This is a genomic window from Pedobacter sp. UC225_61 (assembly GCF_044452285.1).
Classification (GTDB): domain Bacteria; phylum Bacteroidota; class Bacteroidia; order Sphingobacteriales; family Sphingobacteriaceae; genus Pedobacter.
Genome location: NZ_JBIOAL010000001.1, coordinates 694,055 through 721,045, shown reverse-complemented (window position 1 = coordinate 721,045; position 26,991 = coordinate 694,055). Strand labels below are relative to the sequence as shown.

The window sequence follows — 26,991 nt, the reverse complement described above, 5'->3', positions numbered from 1 at the left end:
TTTAATAAAGCTAATTACTTTTTTGTAGAGTGAAAGCGAAAGTGGTGCCTATGTTTGGTGTACTACGAACGGAAATAGTTTGCTCGTGTGCCTCTAAAATATGTTTTACAATAGCTAAGCCCAATCCTGTACCGCCTTCCTGACGAGAACGGTGGGAATCAATTCTATAAAAACGTTCGAATAAACGTGTTAAATGTTTTTCTTCAATTCCAATGCCATCGTCCGTTACTTCAATTAAAAATTGATCATGCAATTCGAAGATTTTAATAGCCGTAGATCCATTTTCTTTACCATATTTAATGGAGTTCTGAATTAAATTAATCATGACTTGCCTTATTTTCTCTTTATCAGCATAAACTAAGGTTGGTCCGGTGTATTTATCTTTGAAAGAAAGCGTAATCTTATGCGTTAATGCTCGATCTTCTAAACTATCCATTACTTCCTTGGCCAAAGCAACGAAATCAAATTTTTCATAATTGATAGGGATTTCTCCAGTTTCTAATTTGGAAATAGAATCTAAATCATTAATTAAATAACTTAATCGTTCTACATTCTTTTCTGCTTTTTTAAGGAACTTAACTGCCATTTCCGGATCATCAGCCATGCAATCTTGTAAAGTTTCTATGTATCCTTGAATGGCAAAAAGTGGGGTCTTGAACTCATGGGATACATTTGATAAAAATTCTCTTCTAAATTGCTCTTGTTTTTTTAGGAGATCAATTTCCCGTTTTTTTGCACCAGCCCATTCTTTCACTTCTTGTTCAACATCATTAATTGGATCTGAACTTTTATACTCGCCAATGGCTTCTTTTAAATCTTTGCCAAGTTTTAAGTTGTGAATAAGTTTGTAAATGAGCTTAATTTTAGTGTAAATATATTTCTCCAAAAGATAGTAGAACACTAAAAAACTAGTAACAAATGAAATTCCAAAGGAAATTAATAGATAATACCAACTGCCTTGAAAATGGAAATTGACCAAGCCAATAGATAGCCCAACGGCAAGAGCAGTAATTAAAACAAGTACGCTTAACTTCATAAAGCTAATTTACACTTTATATGTTAAGTAATTGTTAGCTAATAGAATCGATTATTCTGAAATGGAACTGCTAGTCTTTAATCTATTTTCTTCTCGGTTAAATATTTCCAATATCTTTTAGGTACATGTTGCACATGTAGTTTGGTGTTTTTTCTAGATTCTATATTTGTGCTTTTAAAATAATCCTTCCATAAATTCGCATATAATTTTTCCTTTTCATCTAATTGATTAACTGTTGGGTTTTTTAAAATTTGCGAATTGATTTCTACTGTAATTTCTTCCACTGTACTCAAATCATAGAACAAGCCGTAATGCCTTTTTAAATCATAAATTATCCATTTTTGATCTGCATAGCGATTTTTAAAATGATTTACAATTAAAGGTAAAACATTAAAATCTGGATCTATACCGCAATAAAAAATCCCATCTGCTGTGTGTTTAAACCTAATAAAAGCTTCCATTCTATGTTTTTCTCTCTCTACACTTCTAGCTGTTTTTGAAACGGTCAAAACATGCTCGTTTCCATAATTTTTTTCAGCACCTGCTGGATGAAGAAAAATATAACACACAAAATGGAATAGAGTATTTAAAACTTCTGGTAGTTCTGATAGATAAGCACAATAAAATTTTCGCATCCATTCTTTACCCAGTTTTTTCTGCAATCCACTCCAAACACGATCTGCTTTTGCTCTATTTGTATGGACAGAAAACGTTTCAGTAAAAGCATCAGGCTGATGAGTTTTTATCGTTCGTAAATTCACTTTTCCTGGCTTGCGCTCAAACCATTCGAAAACGGCAGTAAGTAATCCTTCTAAACTTCCATCAAAAATGTAGATCATTTAAAAAGAATAAGTTGGTTAGTATCTGTTTTTAAATATTTACTCTGACTTTCTGCTAAAATAAAGGCTTTAATTTGTGTAGCCTGAAAATCTTTTAACTGAAAAGGAGTGTCGGCACATTTAATAAAATGTTTTGCTCTACTATAAGCTACGCCAATATTTTTTAATTGATAAATGTGAAGTTTCCCGAATTTACGAGCTTGAACAATTTTATTTGCAGAGGTTACGCCAATCCCAGGAATGCGCAAAATCATTCGATAGTCTGCGGTATTTATATCTACAGGAAAATGTTGCAAATTTCTTAATGCCCAGCTCAATTTCGGGTCAATATCAATATCTAAATGCGGATTGGCGTCGTTTAAAATTTCGTGAACCTTAAACCCGTAAAAACGCATTAACCAATCCATTTGATATAATCTATTTTCTCTAAGCAAAGGGGGTTGTGTGCCTAATATTGGCATTCTAGTGTCATTACTAATCGGAATGTAGCCCGAATAATAAACTCGTTTCAATGCGAAATTCTTGTAAAACGAATCTGCAGTATACATAATTTCTTTATCTGTTTCTGCTGTTGCTCCAACAACCATTTGTGTGCTTTGCCCTGCCGGAACAAATTTTGGAACGCTTTTAATTAGCTTTTTCTCATCTTTAAATTGAACAATTTGTTTCTGAACGAAATCTAATGGTTTGATAACATCTTGATGGCTTTTTTCTGGAGCTAATAATTTTAAGCCAGTTTCAGTTGGCATCTCTAAATTAATGCTCATTCGATCAGCATATAAGCCAGCTTCTTTAATTAACTCATCGCTAGCACCTGGTATGGTTTTGAGGTGGATGTATCCATTGTAATTTTGCTCTAAACGCAGTTTTTTAACCACTCTTAAAAGCCGTTCCATGGTGAAGTCTGCATTTTTAAATATGCCAGAACTTAAAAATAAACCTTCAATAAAATTGCGACGGTAAAAATTCATGGTTAGCTCTACCACTTCATCTACAGTAAAAGCAGCCCTTTCAATGTCGTTGCTTTTTCTAGATACGCAATAGGCACAATCGAAAATACAATGATTGGTGAGAAGAATTTTTAATAGAGAAACGCATCGGCCATCCTCTGTATAGGTATGGCAAATCCCTGATTGATGTCCATTACCAACACCTTTAGTAGTATTTTTTCTATCACTACCACTAGATGAACAAGAAACATCATATTTAGCGGCATCGGCAAGGATATTTAATTTTTCTCTTAATCTTTCTGACATCACATCTATATTTACTAACAAAAATAGTAAATAAAACTAATAATGTTAGTATTTTAAGAGTTAAAACACAGCACTTTTAAGAGTAAGAAGCTATTTTCTACCTTCCCATTCGGCATAAAATTGCTCTAAATAGCTAAGCATAAATTGATGACGTTCTTCGGCCATAACTTTTCCTGTATCGGTTTTCATTAAATCTTTAAGCAACAATAATTTTTCGTAAAAATGATTTAATGTCGGTGCAGTGGTATTTTTGTATTCTTCCTTGCTCATAGCTAGGTTGGGTTTAATTTCAGGGTCATACAAAATCCTATTTTTATAACCACCATAGGTGAAAGCTCTAGCAATGCCGATAGCGCCAATCGCATCCAATCGGTCTGCATCTTGTACAATGTCTAACTCTTTAGATTTAAATGAAATTTGTCCCAAACTTGCTTTATATGATAAGTTTCTGATAATTTCTTGCACATGGTGAATAATTCCATTTTCTAAACCAATGCTTTTTAAGAAATCACCAGCTTTTTGCGGACCAATTTCTTCATCTCCGTTGTTAAATTTGCTGTCTGCAATATCATGCAATAAAGCAGCTAGAGCAACAATCAATTCATCGCCTTTTTCTGTAGCATTAATAGTTTGTGCAGTCTTGTAAACGCGTTCAATATGAAACCAATCGTGTCCAGTTTCTGCGTTAGCCAATGTAATTTTAACAAAGTTGATGGTTTGCTCAATGATATGCTGCATAAAGAAAAATTATGCTGCAAGGTATTCTGAATTTTATTGAAAACCACTTAATGTTGAAAAATTGCTATGCAAACGGGCCTAGTTTTTCAAATTTATCTTGATTAAAATATAAGAGCTGAGTTACTTCTACCTCTAAAATTAAGGCGATATGAAAAAGCCTATCCAAAGTGATTTTAGTATAACCCAATTCAATTTTACTATATGCATTTTGTGATATTTCTAGCTTTGCGGCTAAATAATCTTGCGTATAATTTCGAAATTCTCTTACTTTTCTAATGTTACCCGCCACAGCTTGCATTTCTGCTTTTACCTTGTCTTTCATCTAATTAGTATAGGTTGATTACCTACATAAACGAAAAAGTGGTAGTAACAGTTTTAATAAAATTTATTGGAATTAAATCTAGTCTAGTTTTGCTTTTGGTCGTTCGTCTTCTGGTCGTCTAGTTCCGTCGTATAATTCATACTCAAGCATACGACAATCTAGTTTTCCATTATAGAATTCTATTTTTTTATCGGCTTTAAGTCCAATTTTCTTTGCCAAGTCTGGATTTCCTGTAAAGATATATCCAAAATATCCTTTGCAATTCTTTTTCATGAAATCACCAATACGCTTATACGTTAATTCGAGTTTGCTATGCACACCTAAACGTTCACCATATTCTGGATTAAAAACTACTACGCCTTTGCCACCTTCTGGAACTGGAGTTTCTTCAAAATCACAAACTTCAAAAGTAATTAAAGTATCTACGCCGGCAGTTTTTGCATTTCTTCTGGTTACATCAACCGCATCTTCAGAAATATCAGTGGCAATAATTTGCACGTCTGCATTTTTAATGACTTGATCTTTCAATATTCTTCGCTCAGCAAAAAACACTTCTTCATCATAGCCTAAAATGTGCATAAAGCCATAGTTCATTCTATATAAACCTGGTCGGCGATTGGTTGCTAGTAAGGCAGCTTCTATGGCTAAAGTTCCTGAACCACACATTGGGTTTATAAAAGGAGATTTTTGATCCCATTGAGTTGCCATAATTGTGCTGGCTGCCAAAGCTTCTAACATTGGCGCCTTTCCAGGTATTTTACGGTAACCATGTTTCGCTAAAGTTTCACCACTGGTATCTAAAAATACATCAGCTTCGTCATCTTTCCAATATAAATGTACAACCGTTTTATTGGCATCAGAACCAGAATTTGGGCGAATATTTTTCTTTTCTCTAAATCGATCTACAATAGCATCCTTAACTTTTAAATTAGCAAAAAGCGGTGTAGTTATCGTTGGATTATCTACGTTAGAAGTTACAGAGAAATAACCTGCAAAATCTATCAATTCTTCCCATTCCATGGCGACTAAAGCAGTATATAATTCTTCGGGCGTGTTAGCCTTAAAGCTATTTATGCAATATAAAATCTGACTTGCACATCTTAAATTTAAGTTCAGTTTTATACATTCTGTTAAGGTAATATTTAATTCAACACCAGTTGGAAAAGCCCTTACAATTTCATAGCCTAAAGCGGTAACTTCATCTTGTAAATAAGGCGAAAGCCTTTTGTTGCAGGTAATAATTACCTTACTCTTAGTTTGGAAAACTTGCATCATATTGAAGGCAAAGTTACCAATAAAAACAGATAATTAGTTTTTCAGCTGGATTTGTATAGTATGAACATTAATTATCGTTATTCTATAATAAGTTAACTAAAAGTTGTGTGGAAAACTTGATGCAGATTTATCAATAAAATTTTAGAGATTTGGTTTGATAGTATAATTATAAGTTTTGATATGGAAATTAAAGGCAAGGTACACGAAATAGGTGCATTACAACAGGTAAGTGAAACGTTTAAAAAACGTGATTTAATTATAGAATACGCAGAGAATCCAACATATCCAGAATATATTAGATTTGAAGCTTTACAAGATAAAACGGCTTTATTTGATGCGCTAAAAGCTGGTGACGAAGTAGAAGTTTCTTTCAATTTACGCGGTCGTCCGTGGACAAATAAAGAAGGTGTAACGTCATATTTTAACAGTTTAGTGGTTTGGCGTTTAACAGCTTTAACTAATACAGCAGGTGCTGCGGCGGCTCCACAATATGCTGCTCCAGTAGATATTAATACTCCAGCGGGAGAAGAAGATGATCTTCCATTTTAAAAGTTCTTTTTTAAGAAAAACAAGTTTGTTATTAAACCGTCCTCTTATAAAGGACGGTTTTTTTATTTAAGCTGTTGGTTGCGACAGTGTTAAAAAGTGTTAAAACACGGTTTTTTGGTGATTAATCATTTATTTTTGAATAGTTTAAATGAAGAAGAGAAGTCTTTGGTTAATAACCGCCTTAATGACCCTAGCCTTGTTAGGTGTATTTGTAATGCAATTGTATTACATAAAAGAATCGTACACCTTAAAATCTCAGCTATTTGAACAAGATGTAAACCAAGCATTAAATGCTGTGGTTAATAAAGTGCAAAAGCAAAATGCGATTTCCAACATCACTAAAAAATATCTTGATTTAAAAATACAAAAAGAGCAAAGCGAGTTAGATAGGGCTCAAAAATATGTTGATTTAAAAGAGAAATTTAATAAAGAGGAAGAAGAAAGAAAGCAAGAAAAATACCGCCAAATTCTAGCTGCACTAAATTATCAAGATACTTTAATTAGACAGAACTTTGGAGATGCTGTAGTTATTTCTGAGGAAGAATATGCTAATTTATCAGATTTAACGCATTCGGGTGTTTTAATGGTTACTAAAGATTTGATGGATGCGAATGGGAACATTCTTCGTCGAATAGCCGCTTTAAGATATGACCCTAATAGAGCTAGAACATTTAATTTATCCCCTGATACAATGCCAGATACTATTAGATATTTGGTGCAAGATCCTAGAGATTTAAAGCCTTTGGGTGTTTCTGTTGCTACTATTGATGGCGCAATGGCCAAGAAGTTTAAAATAGAAGATGCTATTGCTAAAAGAAGGTATCAACAGGCTTTACTCCAAATAAAAGTGGATACAGTAAATTCATTAGATGATGGAAGCGCAAAGGTTTACCAAGAGGCGGCTAATGAAATGGCAGACAAAGATGTTCCTTTGGTAAAAAGAATCCCTAAAAGGGAAAATTTGGATACGCTCATCAAGAGAGAATTGCTCATAAGAAATATAAATATTGATTATGATTTTTGGGTAAAATTGGCCACAAAGGATTCTGTAATTTATCAAAATGCGGCTCATAATAACGAGGATATCACTCGTTCAGGTTTATATAAGTTGCCTTTGTTTAGTAAAGATATTATTAGAGATCCAGGGATGTTGTATGTCTATTTTCCAAGAAAAAACTCCTTAATATTTAGCAATCTGTCTGCAACTATGGCTTCATCAGCAGGATTACTTTTAGTACTCATCTTTATTTTTACCTATACCATCTATGCCATTATTAGACAGAAAAAACTGTCGGAGATGAAAACAGATTTTATTAATAATATGACTCACGAATTTAAAACTCCAGTTGCTACCATTATGATAGCGAGTGAAGCTTTGAAAGACCCTGAAATTGTAGAGGATAAAAGCAGAATTAGTCGGTTGGCAAATATTATTTACGATGAAAATGTACGCTTAGGTAATCATATCGAACGTGTATTGAGTGTTGCGAGGTTAGAGAAAAAAGAAATAAAACTAGAATTTAATCCTGTTAAGATAAATGATTTAATAACTGCAGTAGTGGATAGTATGAGCCTACAATTGCAAAAAAAGAATGCAACTGTTACACTTAATTTAAATGCAACAACTGATGTAATTATGGGAGATGAATTGCACTTATCAAATGTAATTTACAATTTAATTGATAATGCAAATAAGTATAGTGTAAGCGAACCTCAGATTGTAATATCTTCTAAAAATGACAGCAAAAACTTGTATATTGAAGTAAGTGATGAGGGAATTGGAATGACGAAGGATCAAACTAAGCGTATTTTCGATCAGTTTTATAGAGTGCCAACTGGCAATTTACATGATGTGAAAGGGTTTGGGTTGGGTTTGAATTATGTACAGGACATTATAAACGAAATGAACGGAACAATAAAGGTACATAGCGAAAAAGATAAAGGAACCACATTTGAAGTGTGCCTGCCATTTAACCAAAGCAATTAAATAGATATGAAGAAGATCTTATTAGTAGAGGATGATCCTAATTTAGGCATGTTATTACAAGATTACCTACAGTTAAAAGGTAAGTTTGATGTGGTTTTATGTACGGACGGAGAAGAAGGAATAAAGGCCTTTACTAAACAAAACTTTGATCTCTGCATTTTAGATGTAATGATGCCTAAAAAAGATGGTTTCACTTTAGGTAAAGAAATTAGAAAGACGAATCAGCAGGTGCCTATCATTTTTGCAACAGCTAAAGCTATGATGGAAGATAAAGCTTCTGCTTACGATTTGGGCGGCGATGATTATATTACTAAACCTTTTCGTATTGAAGAATTGCTTTTAAGAATTAATGCTTTGTTAAAAAGAGCATCAGCAAAGGAAAATACGACGAATGAACCATTGCAAACTAATTTTGAAATAGGTCAATATACTTTTGATTACACGACGCAGTTGATACATTTTAATGGTCAACAACAAAAATTATCTACTAAAGAAGCTGAACTTTTGCAATTGCTTTGTTTAAAGAAAAATACTGTTTTAACTAGGGAAGAAGCGCTATTAAGTATTTGGCATGATGACAACTACTTTAATGGTAGGAGTATGGATGTTTTCCTAAGCAAACTTCGCAAATATCTTAAGGAAGACCCTAAAGTTGAGATTTTAAACGTTCACGGTAAAGGATACAAATTGTTGGTGAATTAAATCACTAATAAATATTAGCATAAAAAAACTCGTAGTTCATACTACGAGTTTTTCTTTTTAAGCTCTGATGGCTAAAGAAGAAAAGCTTTAAATGCATCTTTTGCATATTCTCCCCAATCTTTTAGTGCTGATTGTAATGTAGCTATTAAGCCAGCATTGGTTGTTGCTTTTCCTTTTACAGGAGCTTTAATTTTATCTTCTGTTACCGATTGATCGACTACGCTGGTAGCAAACCAAGTGGTATGTTCATATGGCAGTGCTACTCCTAATATCATTCCAGGTAAACCTGAAAAAGATTCAGGACCACCAGAAACGGGTATTTCATCTGTATAAAAAGCAACTACATAAATAGAATCCATAATTAATGCGTTTGCTCTACGACAATCGTAGCCAGCAATGTTTTTAATTTCATTGGTAATTTTCCAGTTAATTTTCCTCGTGCTGTCTTTTACCAAGTAAGTTTCTTCATATACTTTTTTCTGACTGATACTCGTACCAGCTACAGTATTTGTATAAATGGTGTTGTTTTGTTGTGCAGCAAAATCACCCCACATATTATTAGCAGGAACAGTTTCTTCTATTGGTTTAAACAAAGTTTGATCTTTTGAAAACGTTAAGGTGCTTTTTAAAACTTTAAACTGAGGCTGAGTTTTCTGATAGTTTTCCAGCATCGGTTTCATGTAACTTTCGTTACGTGAAGTAATTTGCTTCTTAAGAAGGGCAAACATATTTACTCTTTTTTCGAACTCTATGGTTCCATGCTCAGCAAAACGAGCATTTTGAGCGAACGCAGTTTGCATAGCAACTACTAACAAACAGGCGATTGTAATTTGATTAATTTTCATGATATAATTATTTGGTTACCCCCATTTTGCTAAAATCCCAACTTACTGAATACATAAAATAACGTTTTATAGTTGTGTAACTATTTTGAGTTATCATGTTTCCACTTACGCGTCTGCTAAAGCCAGTATTTTGGTTTAATAAATCATTTCCAGAAAGAGTCATTTTTAAATTTTCTGCTTTAAAAAATGCTTTGCTAATAGATCCATTCCATATCACACGAGTAAAATCTTCAGAAAATGACTGCGTTTTAGCAGTATATTCATAATTAGCATCAGATTTTAACTGTATTTTTCCTGGCAAGTATAAACTAAATTGTGCACCACCGTCAGCTCCCCAACCATTGTTGTTCACGTTTTTTTGCAGCGAAGTTTGTTGTGTATTGTAGTTTGGTCCAAAGTAAAAATAGAAGTCATATTTTTTCTCTTTGTATTTACTTAAAGAAATGTTTGCTGAATAATTATTTGAGGTTGATTTATTTAGCTCTTTATTTACATAATTATATGAAGTATTTCCAGAGGTATTTAAGCTAATACCACCATTAATTCCTAAGAATTTAATTTTTCTGTTTAAATCAAGATATGCACTATAATTAAAAGGAGTCTTGTCAGTTAAATTGATAGATTGATATTCTGTTTTACCGGTAGATTTATCTATTGTAGTGTTATTTACAATTTGGTTTCCAACAAAACTGTATCTACCACTTAAATAAATAGATTGATTACTTAATACTTTATAAGAGTTGTAACTCACGTTGAAACTGTTATTGTAAGATGGTTTTAAATTAGGATTACCTAATGGAATGTTTAAAGGATCTGTATTCACTTTTACAGGTTGTAATTGCTCAACAGACGGTTGATTTGTGTAACCACTATAACCCATTCTGAATGAACTCTGTTGTGAGAACTTGTATTGATAACTTGCTTGTGGCATCCAATTGGTGAAACTTCTTTTATAACTGCTATTTGAATAAGCCTCGAACTGATTAAAGTTAACAGCACTAATTTTAGTACCCCAGCTTACAACTGTTTTTAATTTTTTATAATTGAATATTGCCCCAGCTTGATTAATTAATTGATCTGCCTTAAAATCGTTACTATATACAGCATCTAAAACATCGTAATTGCCTGGTGTAGATGCATTAAAAGATTTTCTATCAGATCTACTGTTGTTAATACTCAAGCCATAATTTAATACTAAAGCTAAACTTTTGCTAATGGGCTCATTATAAGTAATATTTGAATTAAATACATTGCTTTTCCCATTTACTGTTTTAAATTGATCGGTAACTTCTGTTTTATACGCTACACCCTGAGGGTTGTAGAACTTGTTTTTTGCATAAAGGAAACCTTCACTATCTTTTTCGCTTATGGATTCACTTAACCTAACGGAATAATTTCTGCCAACTTTTTTTAGTTTTTTGGTGTAAAAAGCAGAGAAATTAAATGCCTTTTCATCGCCATTATTATCTACATTTCTTTCGGTTGAGTTTAATAGTGTATTATCTCCTCTTTTACTTTCAGAATTAAAAGTATTTGTGGTTTCGTTATTTTTCAAACTGCCATCTACCATTATTTTTAAGTTAGAAGTTGTATCTAATTTGATTTGATACGTCGCATCTAACTTTTGTCTAAACATGTAGTTATCAGTTAATTTAGTAGAGTTACTGTTGATAATACTGTCTACTAAATTGTTTTGTGTAATTGTATTGTTTGAACCTGTAACGCGTAAAGACCCAATTTTATAGTTTGTGTTTAACGATTGTTTATCTGAATTCCACTTTGTGTCGTAATGTGCGCCGCCATTGTGAGCTACAGGTATACCTTCGCCATAATATCTTCCACCCCATGAATCTAGATCGTCTCCTCCGCCACCGCTTATCATCATTCCACCGTCTATAAATTCAACATTATCGCTTCCGCCACCAAATTTTCCATTGTCTTCCCATCCTAAACCAGTTTTACCAGTATTACTAGATGTGCCATATAATGAAAATTTTTGCTTCGCTTTAAATTTATTGAACATTACCTGCCCTTGGTATAAGTCATTAGTCGCAATTCCAGCATCTACTTTCCCGAAATATCCGCTCTTTTTATCTTCTTTAAGCTTGATGTTAAGTGTTGTTGTTTTTTGCCCGTCATCTACACCAGTAAATGCAGCTTGATCACTTGATTTCTCGAAAAGCTGAACTTTATCTACCATATCAGCTCTTAAATTTTTTGTGACTAGAGTAGGGTCATCACCAAAAAATTCTTCACCATCTACCAAGACCTTCGATACTGTTTTTCCTTGAGCGGTAATCTTCCCGTCCTTGTCTACCTGCATTCCAGGAAATTTCTTTAATAAATCTTCAACTTTATCATTAGGTTGGATGGTATAACTTCCAGCGTTAAATTCAGTGGTATCACCTTTAATTTTAATTGCTGCAGCTTGACCCTTAATAATTACTTCATTAAGCAATCTAGCCTTTGTTTTCATGTTGATCTGTTTAAAATCAATTTCTTTTTTAACAGAATCAAGTGTGAAATTCGAAACAAAATCGGCATAATCTGGATAAGTCAGCAAAAGGATAAAATTCCCCTTCTTCATTGAGTTTATTGTAAATGAACCGGTCGCCGAAGCTCTAGTATATTTAAACAATGTAGAATCTTTAGCATTTAATATACTAATTGTTGCGTTGTGAAGTTTGCTATTGTTAGCAGTATCTGCAACAATTCCTTTAACTGAGTAAGAATTTTGCGCAAAAATTGCCGTACAAAAGCTTAAGGAAAGCAAGATGGCTAGGCTTATAAATTTCATTTTGAAGTTTTGTTTGGTTGTGCCAAGATATAACTAAATCTTTAATACTAAAAATTTAGTTGAAGAAATTTAACATTAAATAACAATATTTAACATTTACAAAAAGCTTATATTCAATTGTATCTTTAAAGCACAGAATAGGATTATGAAACTACCATCTTTACAAACGCTCTGGCAAGGAACGAACCGAGTTTCCACACGATTTCCTTTACAATTTTTAATTGCTATTATTTCTACTGGACTATGGTGGTATTTAACAGATTTAAACTATAAGGAACAAGAGCAAACGCGTAATCTAGTTACAGCTTTAGCAGTTTGTAATTTAGCTTTAACGCTTTTATTATCCGCAGATTTGTTTTGCGAAGTTCATCACTATTCAGCTCTTAAAAAATGGATAGTAAGAATTGTGGTACTTGCAATTTCAATAGGGTTTTATTTTTTACTTAATCCATGGGCGTATTTAATAGATGTATATCGAATATTTCTCTTAGCTTTTGCTTTCCATTTGCTAGTTGCCTTTGCGCCTTTTATTGGAAAATCAGATCTTAATGGCTTTTGGCAATATAATAAAACACTTTTTCTTCGATTTTTAACTTCTGCATTTTATGCCGCTGTTTTATATGCAGGTTTAGCAATTGCTTTATTAGCCATAGATGGTTTGTTTGATGTAGATATTACATATAAAACTTACATGAAACTTTTTGCGGTAGTAAGCGCAGGATTTACTACCATTTTCTTTTTAGCTGGAGTACCTGAAAATTTTAAAGCATTAGCCGAGGAACAATCTTATCCAAAGGGATTGAAAATTTTTACCCAATACGTGCTTATTCCTTTAATGACAATTTACTTAGGGATTCTCCTAGTATATGAAGTAAAGATCATTTTTCAGTGGACTTTACCAAAAGGCTTAGTTTCTACTTTAATTTTAGGTTATGCCGTATTCGGAATTTTATCGTTGCTCTTAATTTATCCAATAAAAGATAAAGAAGGCAATGGTTGGATGCGTTTATTCTCTAAGTTTTTTTACTTAATGATGATTCCATTAATTGTACTTTTGTTGCTTGCAATTGGCAAACGAGTTTTTAGTTATGGTGTTACAGAATCTAGGTACATTTTAATTGTTTTGGGTATATGGCTCACTGCCATTACCACTTATTTCTTAATCAGTAAAAAACAAAATATTAAAATCATTCCAATTAGCCTTTGCATTTTAGCGTTGTTAGCAACTTATGGACCACAAAGTGCATTTTCTGTTTCAAAATATTCACAAGTATCGAGACTAAAAATGTTAATGAAAAGCACAAATAAAAAAGAAATTGAGGAACGATCAGGAGTGGTAAGATATTTAGTAGATAGACACGGACTAACTTCCTTACAAAGTTTTACCAACGCAGATTTAGAAACTATAGAGACTAAAATTAATGCTAAAGTAAAATCCAAAAGAGTTTATGATTATGAGATAAAAAATCAAAAGATTGATACCGCTTTTAGCTTATTAAAAGTAAAGGATGCGAGATATGAAGATGATAACGAGCAAGTTAACTTTATCAGTAAAGACAAAGGTGTAATATCGGTTACTGGTTATGATGCAGTTTTTTCATTTAACGAATATTCAGATTCTACAAAAGTTTTCGATGGAACTACTTTTAAATTGGAGCAAAATCCTGAAAAGAAAAGAAGCGGGAATAATAATAGATTAACAATTACAGTGGGTAGAGAGAGTTCATTCAATTTTAATTTGAAAGACATGGCAATTGAGGCTTACAATCAGTATAAAACAGATAAACTTCCAAAAGTCGATTACAACAACTATGAATATCCCTCAGAAAAAATGGAACTCATTCATCAGACAAAGCATTATACCATTAAACTTATAGTAACTAATATGAATGGTTATTATAATAATGATAAAAAAGATTTCGACTGGTTTAATTTCCAAGGTTTCGTCTTAATTAAAAAGAATTAAAAAAGATTATCACAACTGTGATTTAAAGAATAAAATGTTACAATCCTTAGAAGAACTTGAACCAGCCCAACTTGCCGCAAAGTTTATTAATTTAACGTCGAGACATATTTTTTTAACAGGTAAAGCTGGTACAGGAAAAACTACTTTTCTTCGAAACCTCATTTCCTTAACCCATAAAAAAGCTGTAATTGTTGCGCCAACAGGTATTGCAGCAATTAATGCAGCGGGAGTAACTATTCATTCTCTTTTTCAATTACCGTTTGGTACTTTTTTACCAAGAGTTGCGCCAACTACTACTGTTACGGCATATCAACACTATCATACGCCAAAATCTATTGTAAAGCATTTAAACATGAATGCAACTAAGCGGCGTATTTTGCTTGATTTAGAGTTATTAATTATTGACGAAGTAAGTATGCTGCGTGCAGATTTATTGGATGCAATTGATATGGTTTTGCGCTATATCCGTAAAAATAATTCGGCAAGTTTTGGCGGGGTGCAAGTGTTATTTATTGGCGATTTACATCAGCTGCCGCCAGTAGTTAAAAATGATGAATGGAGTTTGTTAAGCTCTTTTTATAAAAGTGCTTTTTTCTTTGATGCGCTGGCATTAGAAAAAGATAAACCTGTTTATATAGAATTAGAGAAAATTTATCGTCAAGCGGATGAAACCTTTATTCATTTACTAAATAATCTGCGCAATAATCAGGTTACTGAACAAGATATCGCTACGCTTAAAGCCTATTATAGAGAGAATTATCAGCCGGAGCTTACGGACAATTATATTACACTGACTACACACAATAGTAAAGCAGATACACTAAATAAAACCAGCTTAAATAAGTTAGAAAGCAAGTCGTTTTTATACCATGCTACTATTGAAAAAGAGTTTAACGAAAGCGCTTATCCAGCAGAAAAAATTTTAGAATTAAAGGTTGGAGCTCAAGTAATGTTCATTAAAAATGATTCAACTGGTGAACAAAGATTTTTTAATGGAAAAATAGCTGTGGTTACTAAATTAAGTTCTGATTCTATTGAGGTACAAGCTGATGGGTCGAAGCAAAATTTAATCATAGAGAAGTATACATGGAAAAATATAAAATATACCGCCAACAAAGTAACCAATGAAGTAGAAGAAGAAATTGCTGGAACATTTACGCAGTTTCCATTAAAATTGGCGTGGGCAATTACGGTTCATAAAAGTCAGGGTTTAACGTTTGATAAAGCAATAATTGATATTGGGGATGCATTTGCACCAGGGCAAATTTATGTAGCACTTTCACGTTTACGTTCATTAAATGGTTTAGTGCTTACTTCATTAATTTCTGGCAAAGGAATTAGACAAGATCAAAATGTAACTTATTTTGCAAGAACAAAAGAGCAACAAGAAGATTTGATTGTTCAGATTAAAAAGGAAAGTGATGCGTTTTTAAAACACTCATTGTTGCAAAGTTTCAATTTTACAGTACTTGATAACTATGTTTTTGAACACGTTTTTAGTTATACGAAGGATGAAAAACGGTCTACAAAACAAACGCATTTAGCTTGGGCAGTAAAACTGCAACAGGATTTAATTGCGCTAAAAGTAAATGCCGATAAGTTTTTAAAACAGATAGAAAGATTATTTATCATAGGCAATACCGAAAGCTTAAACTTACTTTTAGAAAGAACAGAAGCTGCAGTTAACTATTTCAATCCGCAATTAGAACAAATGAGTACTTCTATTTTCGAGCTAATAGAAATAGTTAAAACTGAAAAACAGACCAAAGAATATTTAGCTGAATTATTAGCTATGGAAGCCATGTTCTACGAGCAATTTAAAAAAATTCGGAAAGCAAAAGCGATGTTAGCTGCAACAAATAATGGTGTCGAATTAACCAAAGAAGAAGTATTGGCTTTGTATACAAGTACAAAAAGAGAGGAACAGGTTAAAAAAGCCTACACTTTGCCAAATAAAAAAGAATTTAATCCGACAGAAGAAGATGAATATAGTAAGCCAAAGACGTTGCGAAAATCTAAAACAACATCAATGCCAAAAGAAGATACAAAAGAAATTACATTGGCCTTATTTAAAGAAGGTAAAACACTAGCCGAAATAGCAAAAGAACGTAAAGTAACACAAAGTACAATTGAGGGCCATTTGGCACATTTTGTAGCAAAACAAGAAGTAAAAGCAATTGATCTTATTTCTACAAAAAAATTGGATGAAATTACAGCAGCTATTGTCAAATTAAAATCTATACGAATGAATGATATCCGCGAGCATTTAGGTAAATCTTATGCTTTTGGAGAAATTAAAATTGCAATAGCGGCATATTTAGCAGAAGGGAATTAGAAATTCAGTTTCCCTTCAAAAACCTGCTCTGCTGGCCCACATAAAAACACATTGGTAAATTTCGAACCGTCGTAATCAAAGTTGATTTGTAGCTTGCCACCCAAAACTTCAATTGGAGTTTCAATATGGCCTGGTTGTTTTTGTTGAGACATTGCCATTGCCACAGCGGTAACGCCAGTACCACACGCATAAGTTTCATCTTCGACACCACGCTCAAATGTGCGCACAAACAAATGATCACCCTTATTTTCAACAAAGTTTACATTAATGCCATTCAGTTTGTATGTCTCATTATTACGAATATTTTTGCCTTCTATAAATACATCTAGCTCTGCTAAATTTTTAACTTCTTGTATATAATGAGGAGAGCCGGTATTTAATACAAAAGCACTTCCATCTGTTTTAATGGTATCAACATCAATCATTTGCAACTCTACCCAATTGCCTTCTGCTGTAATTTTGGCATAATGTGGGCCATCGACTGCCAAAAAATTAGTTTCATTTTCAATAACGCCCAAAAATTTGGCAAATGCTACAATGCAACGACCGCCATTTCCGCACATACTTCCTATATTACCGTCTGAGTTGTAGTATACCATTTCAAAATCGTAATCTTTATGATTTGTTAGAAACATCAAACCATCAGCTCCAATACCAAAACGACGATCACAAAGTTGAGCAATTAGCTTATTATCAATGTCTTTTAATTCACTAACGCGATGATCAATTAGGATAAAATCGTTACCTGCACCCTGATATTTATAGAATTTTATATTCATTATTTCTTCATTTTAACAGCTAATATTTGTCTAAGTTTAATGTTAAATCACTCGTAGAATTTGATTTAACATTTTTTAACACAAAATTGGATGTGTTTGCTATACAAATATCGTTTATATGGTATTAAATTTGAGTAAATCATTCGTAAAAAAGAATAATAACTATATAATATAACAAATGAAGAAAATAGGATTAATAGTGTTAGCTGCATTTTTAGGAGGTGCAGTTGCAATTGGCGCTTATAAACTATTAGAGCGCAACAACGATAACTTTTCATTAACAGAGAAGCAAAATATGATGTTTGCCAATAATCCAATTAAAATTGGATCATCAGGTGCAGTAGATTTTGTTCAAGCTGCTGCTGCAGTTTCTCCAGCAGTTGTTCATATTAAAACTACATACGGAAATAGTTCGTCAGATGACAATGGCGGTGGCGGAATGGATGATATGTTAGAACAATTTTTTGGCAATGGGGGAAGAAGATTACGTGTGCCTAGAGCTGCTTCAGGGTCGGGTGTAATTTTAACAGCTGATGGATACATTGTAACGAACAATCACGTTGTAGAAAATGCAGATAAAATTGAAGTTGTCTTATCAAATAGACGTAAAGTAACAGCAAAAGTAATTGGTAGAGATCCAAATACAGATTTAGCATTAATTAAAGTTGATGTGAATGGTTTACCTTTTGTTAAAATGGGTAATTCAGATAATGTACAAGTAGGTGAATGGGTATTAGCAGTAGGTTTCCCTTTAGATTTACAAACTACTGTTACTGCAGGTATTGTGAGTGCAAAAGCACGTAATATTGGTATTTTAAATAAAAATCAACAACCAACTCGTGAAGAGTACGAAGAATATCAAAGAACAGGTAAAATGCCTGAACGTCCAGCAAATAATTCTATTGAATCTTATATCCAAACAGATGCAGCAATTAACCCTGGAAATAGCGGTGGCGCATTGGTAAATGCAAATGGAGAGTTAGTGGGTATCAATTCGGCAATTGCTTCAGAAACTGGAAGAAATGAAGGTTATGGATTTGCAATTCCTGTAAATTTGGCAAAAAAAATATTAGAAGATTTTAAAGAATATGGTGTTGTAAAACGTGGTTATATTGGCGTAACTTTTCAATCTTTAGATGCTGACGTTGCTGAGAAATTAAATGTTAAAGAAATCAACGGATTATATGTAAGTAGTGTACTTCCAGGTGGTGGTGCAGCATCTGCTGGAATAAAAGAAGGTGATATCATTAAAAAAGTTGAAGGTGTAGAAATTTATGACTCGCCAGATTTACAAGAAAAAGTAGGTCGTATGCGCCCAGGAGATAAAATTGCGTTAACTGTTTTGAAAGCAGATGGTTCTACTAAAAATGTAAGTGTAATTCTAAAGCCAGAAAGCAACATTAGCTTAGCATCAAAAAGTGTAGAAAACAAAGCAACTGGAGCAACAATTAGCAAATTGGGGGCGAGTTTTGCACCAGCATCACCAGCACTTAAAGCTAAATTTGGCGTTAAGGACGGTGTTGTAGTGACTAATGTAGAGCAGGGAAAATTATTTGATTATTGGGATGTGAGTAAAGGGTTGTTAATTACAAAGGTAAATGGCAAGCCAGTAAATAATGCTGCTGATATTGAAAAAGCATTGCCAACATCTCCAAATGGTAAAACAACTATTTCTGGGTTTAACGAAAACGGAGGTTCATACACCATTTCATTTAATTAAAAATTAATATACATGTAATAACAATGGGGAGTGGTATTTACCGCTCCCTTTTTATTTGCTTCTTTTTTGATAAGCCCTTCATTAAGTGAGAATCTCAATGAATTTTCATCTAGTTTTTTTAGAACGTTTCTAAATAGCTTCTTTATTGGTTTTTTATGTCGAGCATTCCTATTTTAAATCATATTTTAAATACTTTTGCACTAACTGAATAAAAAATAAAAAGCTAATGGGTAGTATCGCAAATGCTTTTTCCTCATCAATAGGAAAAAAACTAATAATGGGCCTTACGGGCCTTTTTCTAATTTCTTTTTTAATAGTCCACTGTTTTCTGAATTCTTTTGTGTTTTTTGATAAAACGGGAGTTTTATTTAACGAAGGCGCACATTTTATGGCAACAAATTGGATTATCCGTGCTATGGAAGTTGTATTGATGCTGGGATTAGTATTACATATTATACAAGGCGCAAGACTAACATTTGAAAATCAAGCTGCAAGGCCAGTAAAATATGCCTATAATGATGGTAATGCAAATAGTAAATGGTATTCTCGTTCAATGGGTTTATTGGGTACTTTATTGCTAATTTTCTTAATTGTGCATTTATCTGACTTTTGGGTTGTTTCTCGTTTTACAGGTATTGAGCATTTTAATGGTGGAACTCCACTAGATGCAGCTGGTCGCGAAGACTTATACGCAGTTATGCATGCTAAATTTAGCGAGCCTTGGCGTGTTGTTTTATATGTACTTGCTATGGTTTCTTTAGCTTATCACTTATTACATGGTTTTGCCTCAACTTTTCAAACTATGGGCTGGAACCATAAAAAATATACACCAATTATTAAAGTACTAGGCGTTTGGTTTTCTATTCTAGTTCCATTGCTTTTTGCATTAATGCCAATTGCAATTTACTTTGGTTGGGGCTTATAAATTAATTTTGAACGAATAAAGCTATATATAATGTCAGCAATAAATTCAAATATACCAGAGGGAGATGTAACCACTAAATGGACGAAATTCAAATCGTCTGTGGCTTTGGTTAATCCTTCAAATAAAAGAACTTTAGAAGTAATTGTAGTAGGTTCTGGCTTAGCTGGAGCATCTGCGGCAGCAACTTTGGCCGAAATGGGTTACAAAGTTAAATGCTTCTGTTTTCAAGATTCACCCCGCAGAGCACACTCAATTGCTGCTCAAGGTGGTATTAATGCCGCAAAAAATTACCAAAATGATGGTGATAGTACCTATCGTTTATTTTATGATACCATTAAAGGTGGTGATTATCGTTCTCGTGAAGCAAACGTTTATCGTTTAGCGGAAGTAAGCGCAAATATTATCGATCAATGTGTAGCACAAGGAGTTCCTTTAGCTCGTGAATATGGTGGCTTGTTAGATAACCGTTCATTTGGTGGTACACAAGTTCAACGTACTTTTTATGCAGCTGGTCAAACTGGTCAACAGTTGCTATTAGGCGCATATTCTGCTTTAGAGCGTCAAATCGGCATGGGTAAAGTAGAAATGTTCACTCGCCATGAAATGCTCGAAGTAGTTAAAATTGACGGTAAAGCTCGTGGTATCATTGCTCGTAACTTAATTACAGGCGAATTAGAACGTCATTTCGGTCATGCGGTAGTTTTAGGGACAGGTGGTTATGGAAACGTATTCTATTTGTCTACCAATGCAATGGGAAGTAACGTAACTGCAGCTTGGAAAGCAAATAAACAAGGTGCGTTTTTTGCAAATCCTTGCTACACTCAAATTCACCCAACGTGTATCCCTGTTTCTGGAGATCATCAATCTAAATTAACTCTAATGTCTGAATCGTTACGTAACGATGGACGTATTTGGGTGCCGAAAATGAAAGATGATACGCGTAAACCTCAAGATATCCCTGAAGAGGAAAGAGATTATTATTTAGAACGTCGTTATCCTGCTTTCGGTAACTTGGTGCCACGTGATGTTGCTTCTCGTGCTGCAAAAGAGAGATGTGATGCAGGTTATGGAGTTGGCGCTTCTAAATTAGCTGTTTATTTAGATTTTAAAGCAAATACAGAGCGTTACGGTAGAATAGAAGCCTCAAAAACTGGTAATCATAATCCTGACAAGGAAACATGTATGCGTTTAGGTTTAGAGGTAATTAAAGAAAAATATGGTAACCTATTTGATATGTATGCACAAATTACTGGTGAAAATCCTTACGAAACACCAATGCGTATTTATCCTGCAGTTCACTATACTATGGGCGGTTTATGGGTTGATTATAACTTGATGACAACTGTTCCTGGTTTGTACTGCACTGGTGAAGCTAACTTCTCAGATCATGGTGCTAATCGTTTAGGTGCATCAGCGTTAATGCAAGGTTTGGCAGATGGTTATTTCGTTCTTCCTTACACTATAGGCGCTTATTTATCGAAAGAAATTTCGGTTAAAGCAATTCCAACAGATCATCCAGCATTTGCTGAAGCAGAGGCTAAAGCAAAAGGAATTTTAGATACGTTAATTGGTATTAAAGGAACTAAATCTGTTGATCATTTCCACAAAAAACTTGGTTTAATCATGTGGGATAAATGTGGAATGGCTCGTAATGCTGAAGGTTTGAAGTCAGCAATTGCTGAAATACAACAATTGAAAAAAGACTTTTGGAGTGACGTTCGTGTTCCAGGGTCGGCTGATGAATACAACCCAGAATTAGAAAAAGCTGGCCGTGTTGCCGATTTTATCGAGCTTGGAGAATTGATGTGTATGGATGCGTTAAATCGTAACGAAAGCTGCGGTGGTCACTTCCGTGAAGAATATCAAACGGAAGAAGGAGAAGCATTACGTGATGATGAAAACTACGCATACGTAGCCGCTTGGGAAAACAAAGGTGATGGAACTTTCGAACTTCATAAAGAAGAGTTGAAGTTTGAAAATATTAAAATAGCACAAAGAAGTTATAAATAGTAAAAAGTCGTGGTGCTTTCTACTTAAATCTCTATACAATGAGTACAGGAAATATGAACTTAACGCTAAAAGTTTGGCGTCAGAAAAACACAAAAGACAAAGGAAAAATGGTAGACTATAAAGTGTCTGATATTTCTCCAGATATGTCTTTTTTAGAGATGTTTGATGTTTTAAACGAAGATTTAATTACCAAAGGTGATGATCCTATTGTATTTGACCACGATTGTCGCGAAGGTATTTGCGGAATGTGTTCAATGTTTATCAATGGTCGTCCTCACGGACCAAAAGATGCAGTAACAACTTGTCAGTTGCACATGCGTTCTTTTAAAGATGGAGATACCATTGTGGTTGAACCTTGGAGAGCAAAAGCATTCCCAGTAATTAAAGATTTAACAGTAGACAGATCTGCATTTGATCGTGTAATTGCGGCAGGTGGATTTATTTCTGTAAATACAGGTAATGCGCAAGATGCAAATGCTTTACCTATTCCAAAAGCACAAGCAGATGCGGCTTTTGAAGCAGCAGCTTGTATTGGTTGTGGTGCTTGTGTGGCTACGTGTAAAAATGCATCAGCTATGCTTTTTGTTTCTGCTAAAATATCTCAATTGGCTTTATTACCTCAAGGACAACCAGAAAGATATAAACGTGTACAGAATATGGTTGCACAAATGGATGTTGAAGGTTTTGGTAATTGTACTAATACTGGCGCTTGTGAAGCGGAGTGTCCTAAAGGAATTTCTTTAGAGAACATTGCTCGTATGAACAGAGATTACTATTCGGCTAAATTTGTAAGCGAAGAGGAAGGATAGTTCAGTTTTCAGTATGGAATTGTTAATTGAAAATGTGAGCTGAAAACTTAATTTTGTTTTTATCCTATAAAATTACTAGATTTAAATGTCCGAGACACAGGAGATTTAATAAACGAAAAACCCCGACCATTAGGTTGGGGTTTTTTGTTGAGTATTATATCTGTTGGTTTATTTAGGCAATTTAAATTTAATCGGAACATTATATTTAACACGAACTGGTTTTCCATTTTGCGTTCCTGGCATCCACCTTTTGGATAATTTTATTACTCTTATAGCTTCTTCATCAGTTCCAGCACCAAGTTTACCATCCACTTTAATATCAATCAAGGAACCATCTTCTGCAATGGTAAAAGAAACATAAACATTTCCTTCTACTTTAGCATCAATGGCAGACTTAGGATATTTAATGTTCTCTGTTATAAGTTCATAGAATTTTGCAATTCCTCCTGGGTACAAAGGAGGATTTTCTACACTTAAGAGGTTATATACTTTAGATTCGTTAACAGGGCCAACTGAACCAGCTATTGGTATAGCTACTTTAGGATTAGGCTTTTTACCTGGAATAGAGAATTTAACTGGGATATTATACTTCACTTTAACCACTTTACCATTTTGCATTCCAGGATTCCATCTTTTAGATAATTTTAATACTCTAATTGCCTCCTCATCCGTTCCACCTCCTAGCTTACGATCAACTTTTAGATTATTTAAGGAACCATCTTTTTCAACTATAAAAGAAACATAAACAATTCCTTGTATATTGTCATCTTTAGCTTGTTGAGGATACTTCATATTATCTCCCAAAAACTTGTAAAAACTTGCTATTCCACCTGGGTATGAAGGAGGGTTTTCCATCGAAACGAAATTGTAAACGGTGTTGTCTTCTACTTGTGCTACAGCTTTATTATGACAAAAACTTAGCAGTAACACCGCTAATAGCGATGAGAAAATTAATTTTTTCATATAATTTATTTTTTAGTTATGAGATTTATTTGATCGTTTTCTTTGACACATAATCTTTGGTAGTAATAATAATTACTCCATTTTTTGCTGGTTGCCCGTATAATGCAGTAGCAGACGCATCTTTTAAAATACTGATGGCTCGAATTTTATTTGGGTCAATTCCTTTCATACCATCATATCCAATAATCTCATCATTTACTATAACTAAGGGGCGATTAGCTTCATTAGCCAAAGCATTTTGATTACGAACAATGAAGTTAGCGTTAGAACCATAACCTATTACTTTAACATCATTATTTGGCACATAATCTTTAGTAGAAATAATAATTGCTCCATTTTTTGCCGATTCTCCGTATTGAGATATAGCGGAAATATCTTTTAAAATATTTATAGCTGCAATTTTATTTGGATCTATTGCATTCATCGAATTATATTCGATAATCTTACCATCCAATACAACTAATGGTGTTCCATCTGTTTTAGAGTTGCCTGTTATATTAATAGTAGAACTATAGCCTATAACTTTTATTGAATCAATTTTTCCTTTTACTGTACTAGTTTCTTGTGCATTGACTGACTGGAATGAACATAGCAAGCCTAGTACTACTACATAAATTAACTTTTTCATATGTGATTTAATTTAATTTTTATTGATAAGTGTTGCTGTTATAGAGCCAGATTTTTGCTTTTTTGATGTAATAAGTATAGCGCCATTTTCGCCACTTTTACCATATAAAGCGGTAGCACTTGCTCCTTTTAATACGCTAATTTCTGCTATTGTTTTAGGATCTAAATCTTTTAAAAGAACACCATCTTTTAATTCTCCATCTAATACGATTAGAGGAGGTGTTTTATCATTACTATAGTTTTTAAAGAGGATAGTTGAATTCACCTGTTGTTTCTCTGAAGCAAATGAAAACTTAATAGGGATATTGTATTTGACCCTAACTACTCTTCCATTTTGCATCCCCGGATTCCATCTTTTGCTAAGTTTTAAAACCCTTACTGCTTCTTCATCTGTACCGTAACCTAATTTGCGGTCTACTTTAATATCATTTAATGATCCATCTTTTTCTACTGTAAAAGAAACGTATACAGTTCCTTGTATCTCATTATCGCTAGCTAATAGTGGATATTTTATATTGTTTGCTAAAAATTTGTAAAACGCACCAACTCCACCCGGATAACTTGGAGGGTTTTCCATGGCAACAAAATTGTAAACTCTGTTGTCTACGGTTTCCTCCTTAGGCGCAAAACCAGTTATCAACATACCTTGCAAAACTCTATAACCTTCTGGAAGAGTTACCTCTTCATTTTTAAACTGAGAATCTGCTCCTTCAAGTTTAAAAGTTACTTTTAAGCAATAGTTGCCATCTTTTTGAAAAAAGTCATCATAGTTCGATATTTGTTGAATAACTTCCTCATCACAACCACCACCCAATTCATCTTGGACAACTAAATCGGTTACTTTACCACGACTAATAGCAAAATTAACGACTAAATTTCCTTGTATTTTTTTCTTAACAGCATCTGCAGGATATTTTATACCATCACCCAAAAATTTATAGAAATTATTCCATGAATTGGTATTTTCCTTTTCTAAGTCCCCATCCTTATTAGATGGAGAGATGACCGTACTTTTAGTAACTAAATCTTGAACCTCTACTTGATCTAATTTAAGTGCTGGTGCTAAATTTACAACACTTAATGGTGCTTTTATTGCTTGATTAACTACTGAGCTTGCATCATTTAAAGGGATTTGGTCAGCTACTGCTAAAATTTGATTGTTTTTACGAATTGTGGCCGATGATAAAACAAGTGTTAGCGCAAACAAGGGCACAAATAAACCATATTTTAAAATAGCAGTTTTTTTTGAGCGCTGTTTGTGCAACATGAATATTCTCTTTTTTATTAATGATTTGGTGAAAAAACCATTCATTAATGTATTAGGTTTTACGCCAAAAGCCTGACTCAGTAATAAAAGCGCATAGGTTTCCTTATCTCCTTGAAATTTGGCAGCAGCCTCATCGGCTAAATATTCGTGTATATTTTTAATGGATTTTTTGTAGAAATAAATAACAGGATTAAACCAAGTTATTATTGCTAAAATTTCAAAAAAGAGAACATCAATGGTATGTAATTGTTTTACATGAATATCTTCGTGTAAATCTACCGTAGCTCTTTCAGGTAAATTTTCTGCAACTGATTTTCGTTGAAAGAAAGAAAAAGCATCGTTTGCATTAGCTCTACTAAATAATGTATTAATTGCAAATAGTTGATACACAAAATATAACAAGTAGATAAGTACACCGATAATATAAATAATAACAATTAATCTTCCCCAATCGTATTGTTCTTGCGTTTGAGGTAAAATAGCATAATTATTTACAACGGTATTTATCTCGCTTACGCTGATGTATAATTTATCACTTACTACTTTTTGGCTAAATAACTCGAACCTTAAGAAAGGTATAGCTAAAGAAAATAGTCCTGATGAAACAAGGTATATCCGATTTAATACAAAATAGGTTTCCTTATCTAAAAGTAATTTATAGAAGCAATAAAATATAATCAAGTAAATGTTTACTTGTAAGAGATAATGCGCCCAACTCATTTTGGTTTGTTTTTAAATTTGTTGATCATTTTTAAAATCTCATCCACATCACTTAAATCCAACTTTTCTTCTTTCACAAAAAATGAGAACATACTTTCAACAGAATTTTCGAAATAATTGCCAAGTAGTTTTTCTGTTGCATGGCGCTTGTATTCTTCTCTACTAATTAAAGGATAATATTTATGAGCTTTTCCAAAAGCTTCATGTCCAATAAACCCTTTAACTTCTAAAATTCTAATAATAGTTGAAACTGTATTGTAAGCGGGTTTGGGTTCTGGCAAATAATCCATTACTTCTTTTACAAAAGAATTTTCTAATTGCCATACAATTTGCATGATTTGTTCTTCTGCCTTCGTTAAATCTTTTATTTCCATGATAATTGTTGTTTTTAGGGTGTTAGAGCGTTATTTTTAATATTATGACCTTTATTAAGCCCTAACATATAAATAATATAACATAAACTTAAAACTAATATTTTAGTTTTCAAAATATTTCATTAATTATTTTCTATATTATTCAAAAAT

Annotated in this window: 22 protein-coding genes; 9 read left to right on the top strand and 13 right to left on the bottom strand. The window is 33.2% G+C overall.

From position 1 onward, the window contains the following. Positions 1-10: 10 nt before the first annotated feature. The 6 genes from ACHMWN_RS03465 to ACHMWN_RS03440 all read right to left on the bottom strand — a co-directional run bounded on the left by ACHMWN_RS03465 (position 11) and on the right by ACHMWN_RS03440 (position 5,463). Positions 11-1,036 (bottom strand): sensor histidine kinase, encoded by a 1,026-nt coding sequence (locus ACHMWN_RS03465; RefSeq protein ID WP_397297767.1) that lies wholly within the window; start codon positions 1,034-1,036, stop codon positions 11-13. Between the two features lie 77 nt (positions 1,037-1,113). Beyond that, on the bottom strand, positions 1,114-1,875 hold the full coding sequence (locus tag ACHMWN_RS03460; protein WP_397297765.1) for a TIGR03915 family putative DNA repair protein: 762 nt from the start codon (positions 1,873-1,875) through the stop codon (positions 1,114-1,116). Beyond that, positions 1,872-3,131, bottom strand: coding sequence for a putative DNA modification/repair radical SAM protein (locus tag ACHMWN_RS03455; RefSeq protein ID WP_397297763.1), 1,260 nt, complete (start codon positions 3,129-3,131; stop codon positions 1,872-1,874). The genes ACHMWN_RS03460 and ACHMWN_RS03455 overlap by 4 nt, the downstream gene beginning before the upstream one ends. Positions 3,132-3,221: 90 nt before the next feature. Beyond that, a complete protein-coding gene (locus ACHMWN_RS03450) occupies positions 3,222-3,869 on the bottom strand; it encodes an HD domain-containing protein (protein ID WP_397297761.1) in 648 nt (215 codons plus the stop codon). 64 nt (positions 3,870-3,933) lie between these two features. Then, positions 3,934-4,191: a helix-turn-helix domain-containing protein gene (locus ACHMWN_RS03445; RefSeq protein WP_372819419.1), complete on the bottom strand. Its 258-nt coding sequence runs from the start codon at positions 4,189-4,191 to the stop codon at positions 3,934-3,936. 78 nt (positions 4,192-4,269) lie between these two features. Further along, positions 4,270-5,463 carry a class I SAM-dependent RNA methyltransferase gene (locus ACHMWN_RS03440; RefSeq protein WP_397303529.1) on the bottom strand — a complete coding sequence of 398 codons (1,194 nt, stop codon included), beginning with the start codon at positions 5,461-5,463 and terminating at the stop codon, positions 4,270-4,272. A gap of 183 nt (positions 5,464-5,646) precedes the next feature. On the opposite strand from ACHMWN_RS03440, the gene ACHMWN_RS03435 reads away from it, so the two are divergent. From ACHMWN_RS03435 to ACHMWN_RS03425, 3 genes are all read left to right on the top strand, one after another. Continuing rightward, the gene (locus ACHMWN_RS03435; RefSeq protein ID WP_397297759.1) at positions 5,647-6,015 is read left to right on the top strand and encodes a DUF3127 domain-containing protein; all 369 of its coding nucleotides are present in this window, start codon (positions 5,647-5,649) and stop codon (positions 6,013-6,015) included. 148 nt (positions 6,016-6,163) lie between these two features. Then, a complete protein-coding gene (locus ACHMWN_RS03430) occupies positions 6,164-8,002 on the top strand; it encodes a sensor histidine kinase (RefSeq protein WP_397297758.1) in 1,839 nt (612 codons plus the stop codon). Positions 8,003-8,008: 6 nt separating this feature from the next. After that, positions 8,009-8,704 (top strand): response regulator transcription factor, encoded by a 696-nt coding sequence (locus tag ACHMWN_RS03425; RefSeq protein WP_397297756.1) that lies wholly within the window; start codon positions 8,009-8,011, stop codon positions 8,702-8,704. Between the two features lie 71 nt (positions 8,705-8,775). Here the strand turns inward: ACHMWN_RS03425 and ACHMWN_RS03420 are convergent, their stop codons facing one another. Beyond that, positions 8,776-9,549: a GLPGLI family protein gene (locus tag ACHMWN_RS03420; protein WP_397297754.1), complete on the bottom strand. Its 774-nt coding sequence runs from the start codon at positions 9,547-9,549 to the stop codon at positions 8,776-8,778. Positions 9,550-9,556: 7 nt separating this feature from the next. Then, entirely contained in the window at positions 9,557-12,346 is a 2,790-nt protein-coding gene (locus ACHMWN_RS03415) for an outer membrane beta-barrel protein (RefSeq protein WP_397297753.1), read from the bottom strand. Between the two features lie 145 nt (positions 12,347-12,491). On the opposite strand from ACHMWN_RS03415, the gene ACHMWN_RS03410 reads away from it, so the two are divergent. Further along, positions 12,492-14,312, top strand: coding sequence for a DUF4153 domain-containing protein (locus tag ACHMWN_RS03410; RefSeq protein ID WP_397297751.1), 1,821 nt, complete (start codon positions 12,492-12,494; stop codon positions 14,310-14,312). A 34-nt stretch (positions 14,313-14,346) separates the two neighbouring features. Continuing rightward, positions 14,347-16,647, top strand: coding sequence for a helix-turn-helix domain-containing protein (locus tag ACHMWN_RS03405; protein WP_397297750.1), 2,301 nt, complete (start codon positions 14,347-14,349; stop codon positions 16,645-16,647). Here ACHMWN_RS03405 and dapF read toward each other — a convergent pair. Next, complete coding sequence (gene dapF / locus ACHMWN_RS03400) at positions 16,644-17,426, bottom strand: diaminopimelate epimerase (RefSeq protein ID WP_397297748.1); 783 nt, start codon at positions 17,424-17,426, stop codon at positions 16,644-16,646. The two genes, ACHMWN_RS03405 and dapF, sit on opposite strands and share 4 nt — an antisense overlap. Positions 17,427-17,604: 178 nt before the next feature. Here dapF and ACHMWN_RS03395 point away from each other — a divergent pair, with 178 nt between their 5' ends. The 4 genes from ACHMWN_RS03395 to ACHMWN_RS03380 all read left to right on the top strand — a co-directional run bounded on the left by ACHMWN_RS03395 (position 17,605) and on the right by ACHMWN_RS03380 (position 22,890). After that, positions 17,605-19,146, top strand: coding sequence for a trypsin-like peptidase domain-containing protein (locus tag ACHMWN_RS03395; protein ID WP_397297746.1), 1,542 nt, complete (start codon positions 17,605-17,607; stop codon positions 19,144-19,146). Between the two features lie 226 nt (positions 19,147-19,372). Continuing rightward, positions 19,373-20,071: a succinate dehydrogenase cytochrome b subunit gene (locus ACHMWN_RS03390; RefSeq protein ID WP_397297745.1), complete on the top strand. Its 699-nt coding sequence runs from the start codon at positions 19,373-19,375 to the stop codon at positions 20,069-20,071. Between the two features lie 30 nt (positions 20,072-20,101). Further along, a complete protein-coding gene (locus ACHMWN_RS03385; RefSeq protein ID WP_397297743.1) occupies positions 20,102-22,081 on the top strand; it encodes a fumarate reductase/succinate dehydrogenase flavoprotein subunit in 1,980 nt (659 codons plus the stop codon). A 38-nt stretch (positions 22,082-22,119) separates the two neighbouring features. Beyond that, the gene (locus ACHMWN_RS03380; RefSeq protein ID WP_397297742.1) at positions 22,120-22,890 is read left to right on the top strand and encodes a succinate dehydrogenase/fumarate reductase iron-sulfur subunit; all 771 of its coding nucleotides are present in this window, start codon (positions 22,120-22,122) and stop codon (positions 22,888-22,890) included. A gap of 168 nt (positions 22,891-23,058) precedes the next feature. Here ACHMWN_RS03380 and ACHMWN_RS03375 read toward each other — a convergent pair whose 3' ends face one another. Genes ACHMWN_RS03375 through ACHMWN_RS03360 form a run of 4 tightly spaced genes read right to left on the bottom strand, consistent with a single transcriptional unit; the run spans position 23,059 to position 26,841 of the window. Beyond that, on the bottom strand, positions 23,059-23,853 hold the full coding sequence (locus ACHMWN_RS03375; RefSeq protein WP_397297740.1) for an energy transducer TonB: 795 nt from the start codon (positions 23,851-23,853) through the stop codon (positions 23,059-23,061). Between the two features lie 25 nt (positions 23,854-23,878). Next, on the bottom strand, positions 23,879-24,481 hold the full coding sequence (locus tag ACHMWN_RS03370) for a TonB-dependent receptor plug domain-containing protein (RefSeq protein WP_397297738.1): 603 nt from the start codon (positions 24,479-24,481) through the stop codon (positions 23,879-23,881). A 12-nt stretch (positions 24,482-24,493) separates the two neighbouring features. Continuing rightward, positions 24,494-26,467 carry a TonB family protein gene (locus tag ACHMWN_RS03365; RefSeq protein ID WP_397297736.1) on the bottom strand — a complete coding sequence of 658 codons (1,974 nt, stop codon included), beginning with the start codon at positions 26,465-26,467 and terminating at the stop codon, positions 24,494-24,496. Further along, on the bottom strand, positions 26,464-26,841 hold the full coding sequence (locus tag ACHMWN_RS03360; protein ID WP_372819398.1) for a BlaI/MecI/CopY family transcriptional regulator: 378 nt from the start codon (positions 26,839-26,841) through the stop codon (positions 26,464-26,466). The genes ACHMWN_RS03365 and ACHMWN_RS03360 overlap by 4 nt, the downstream gene beginning before the upstream one ends. Positions 26,842-26,991 lie beyond the last annotated feature (150 nt).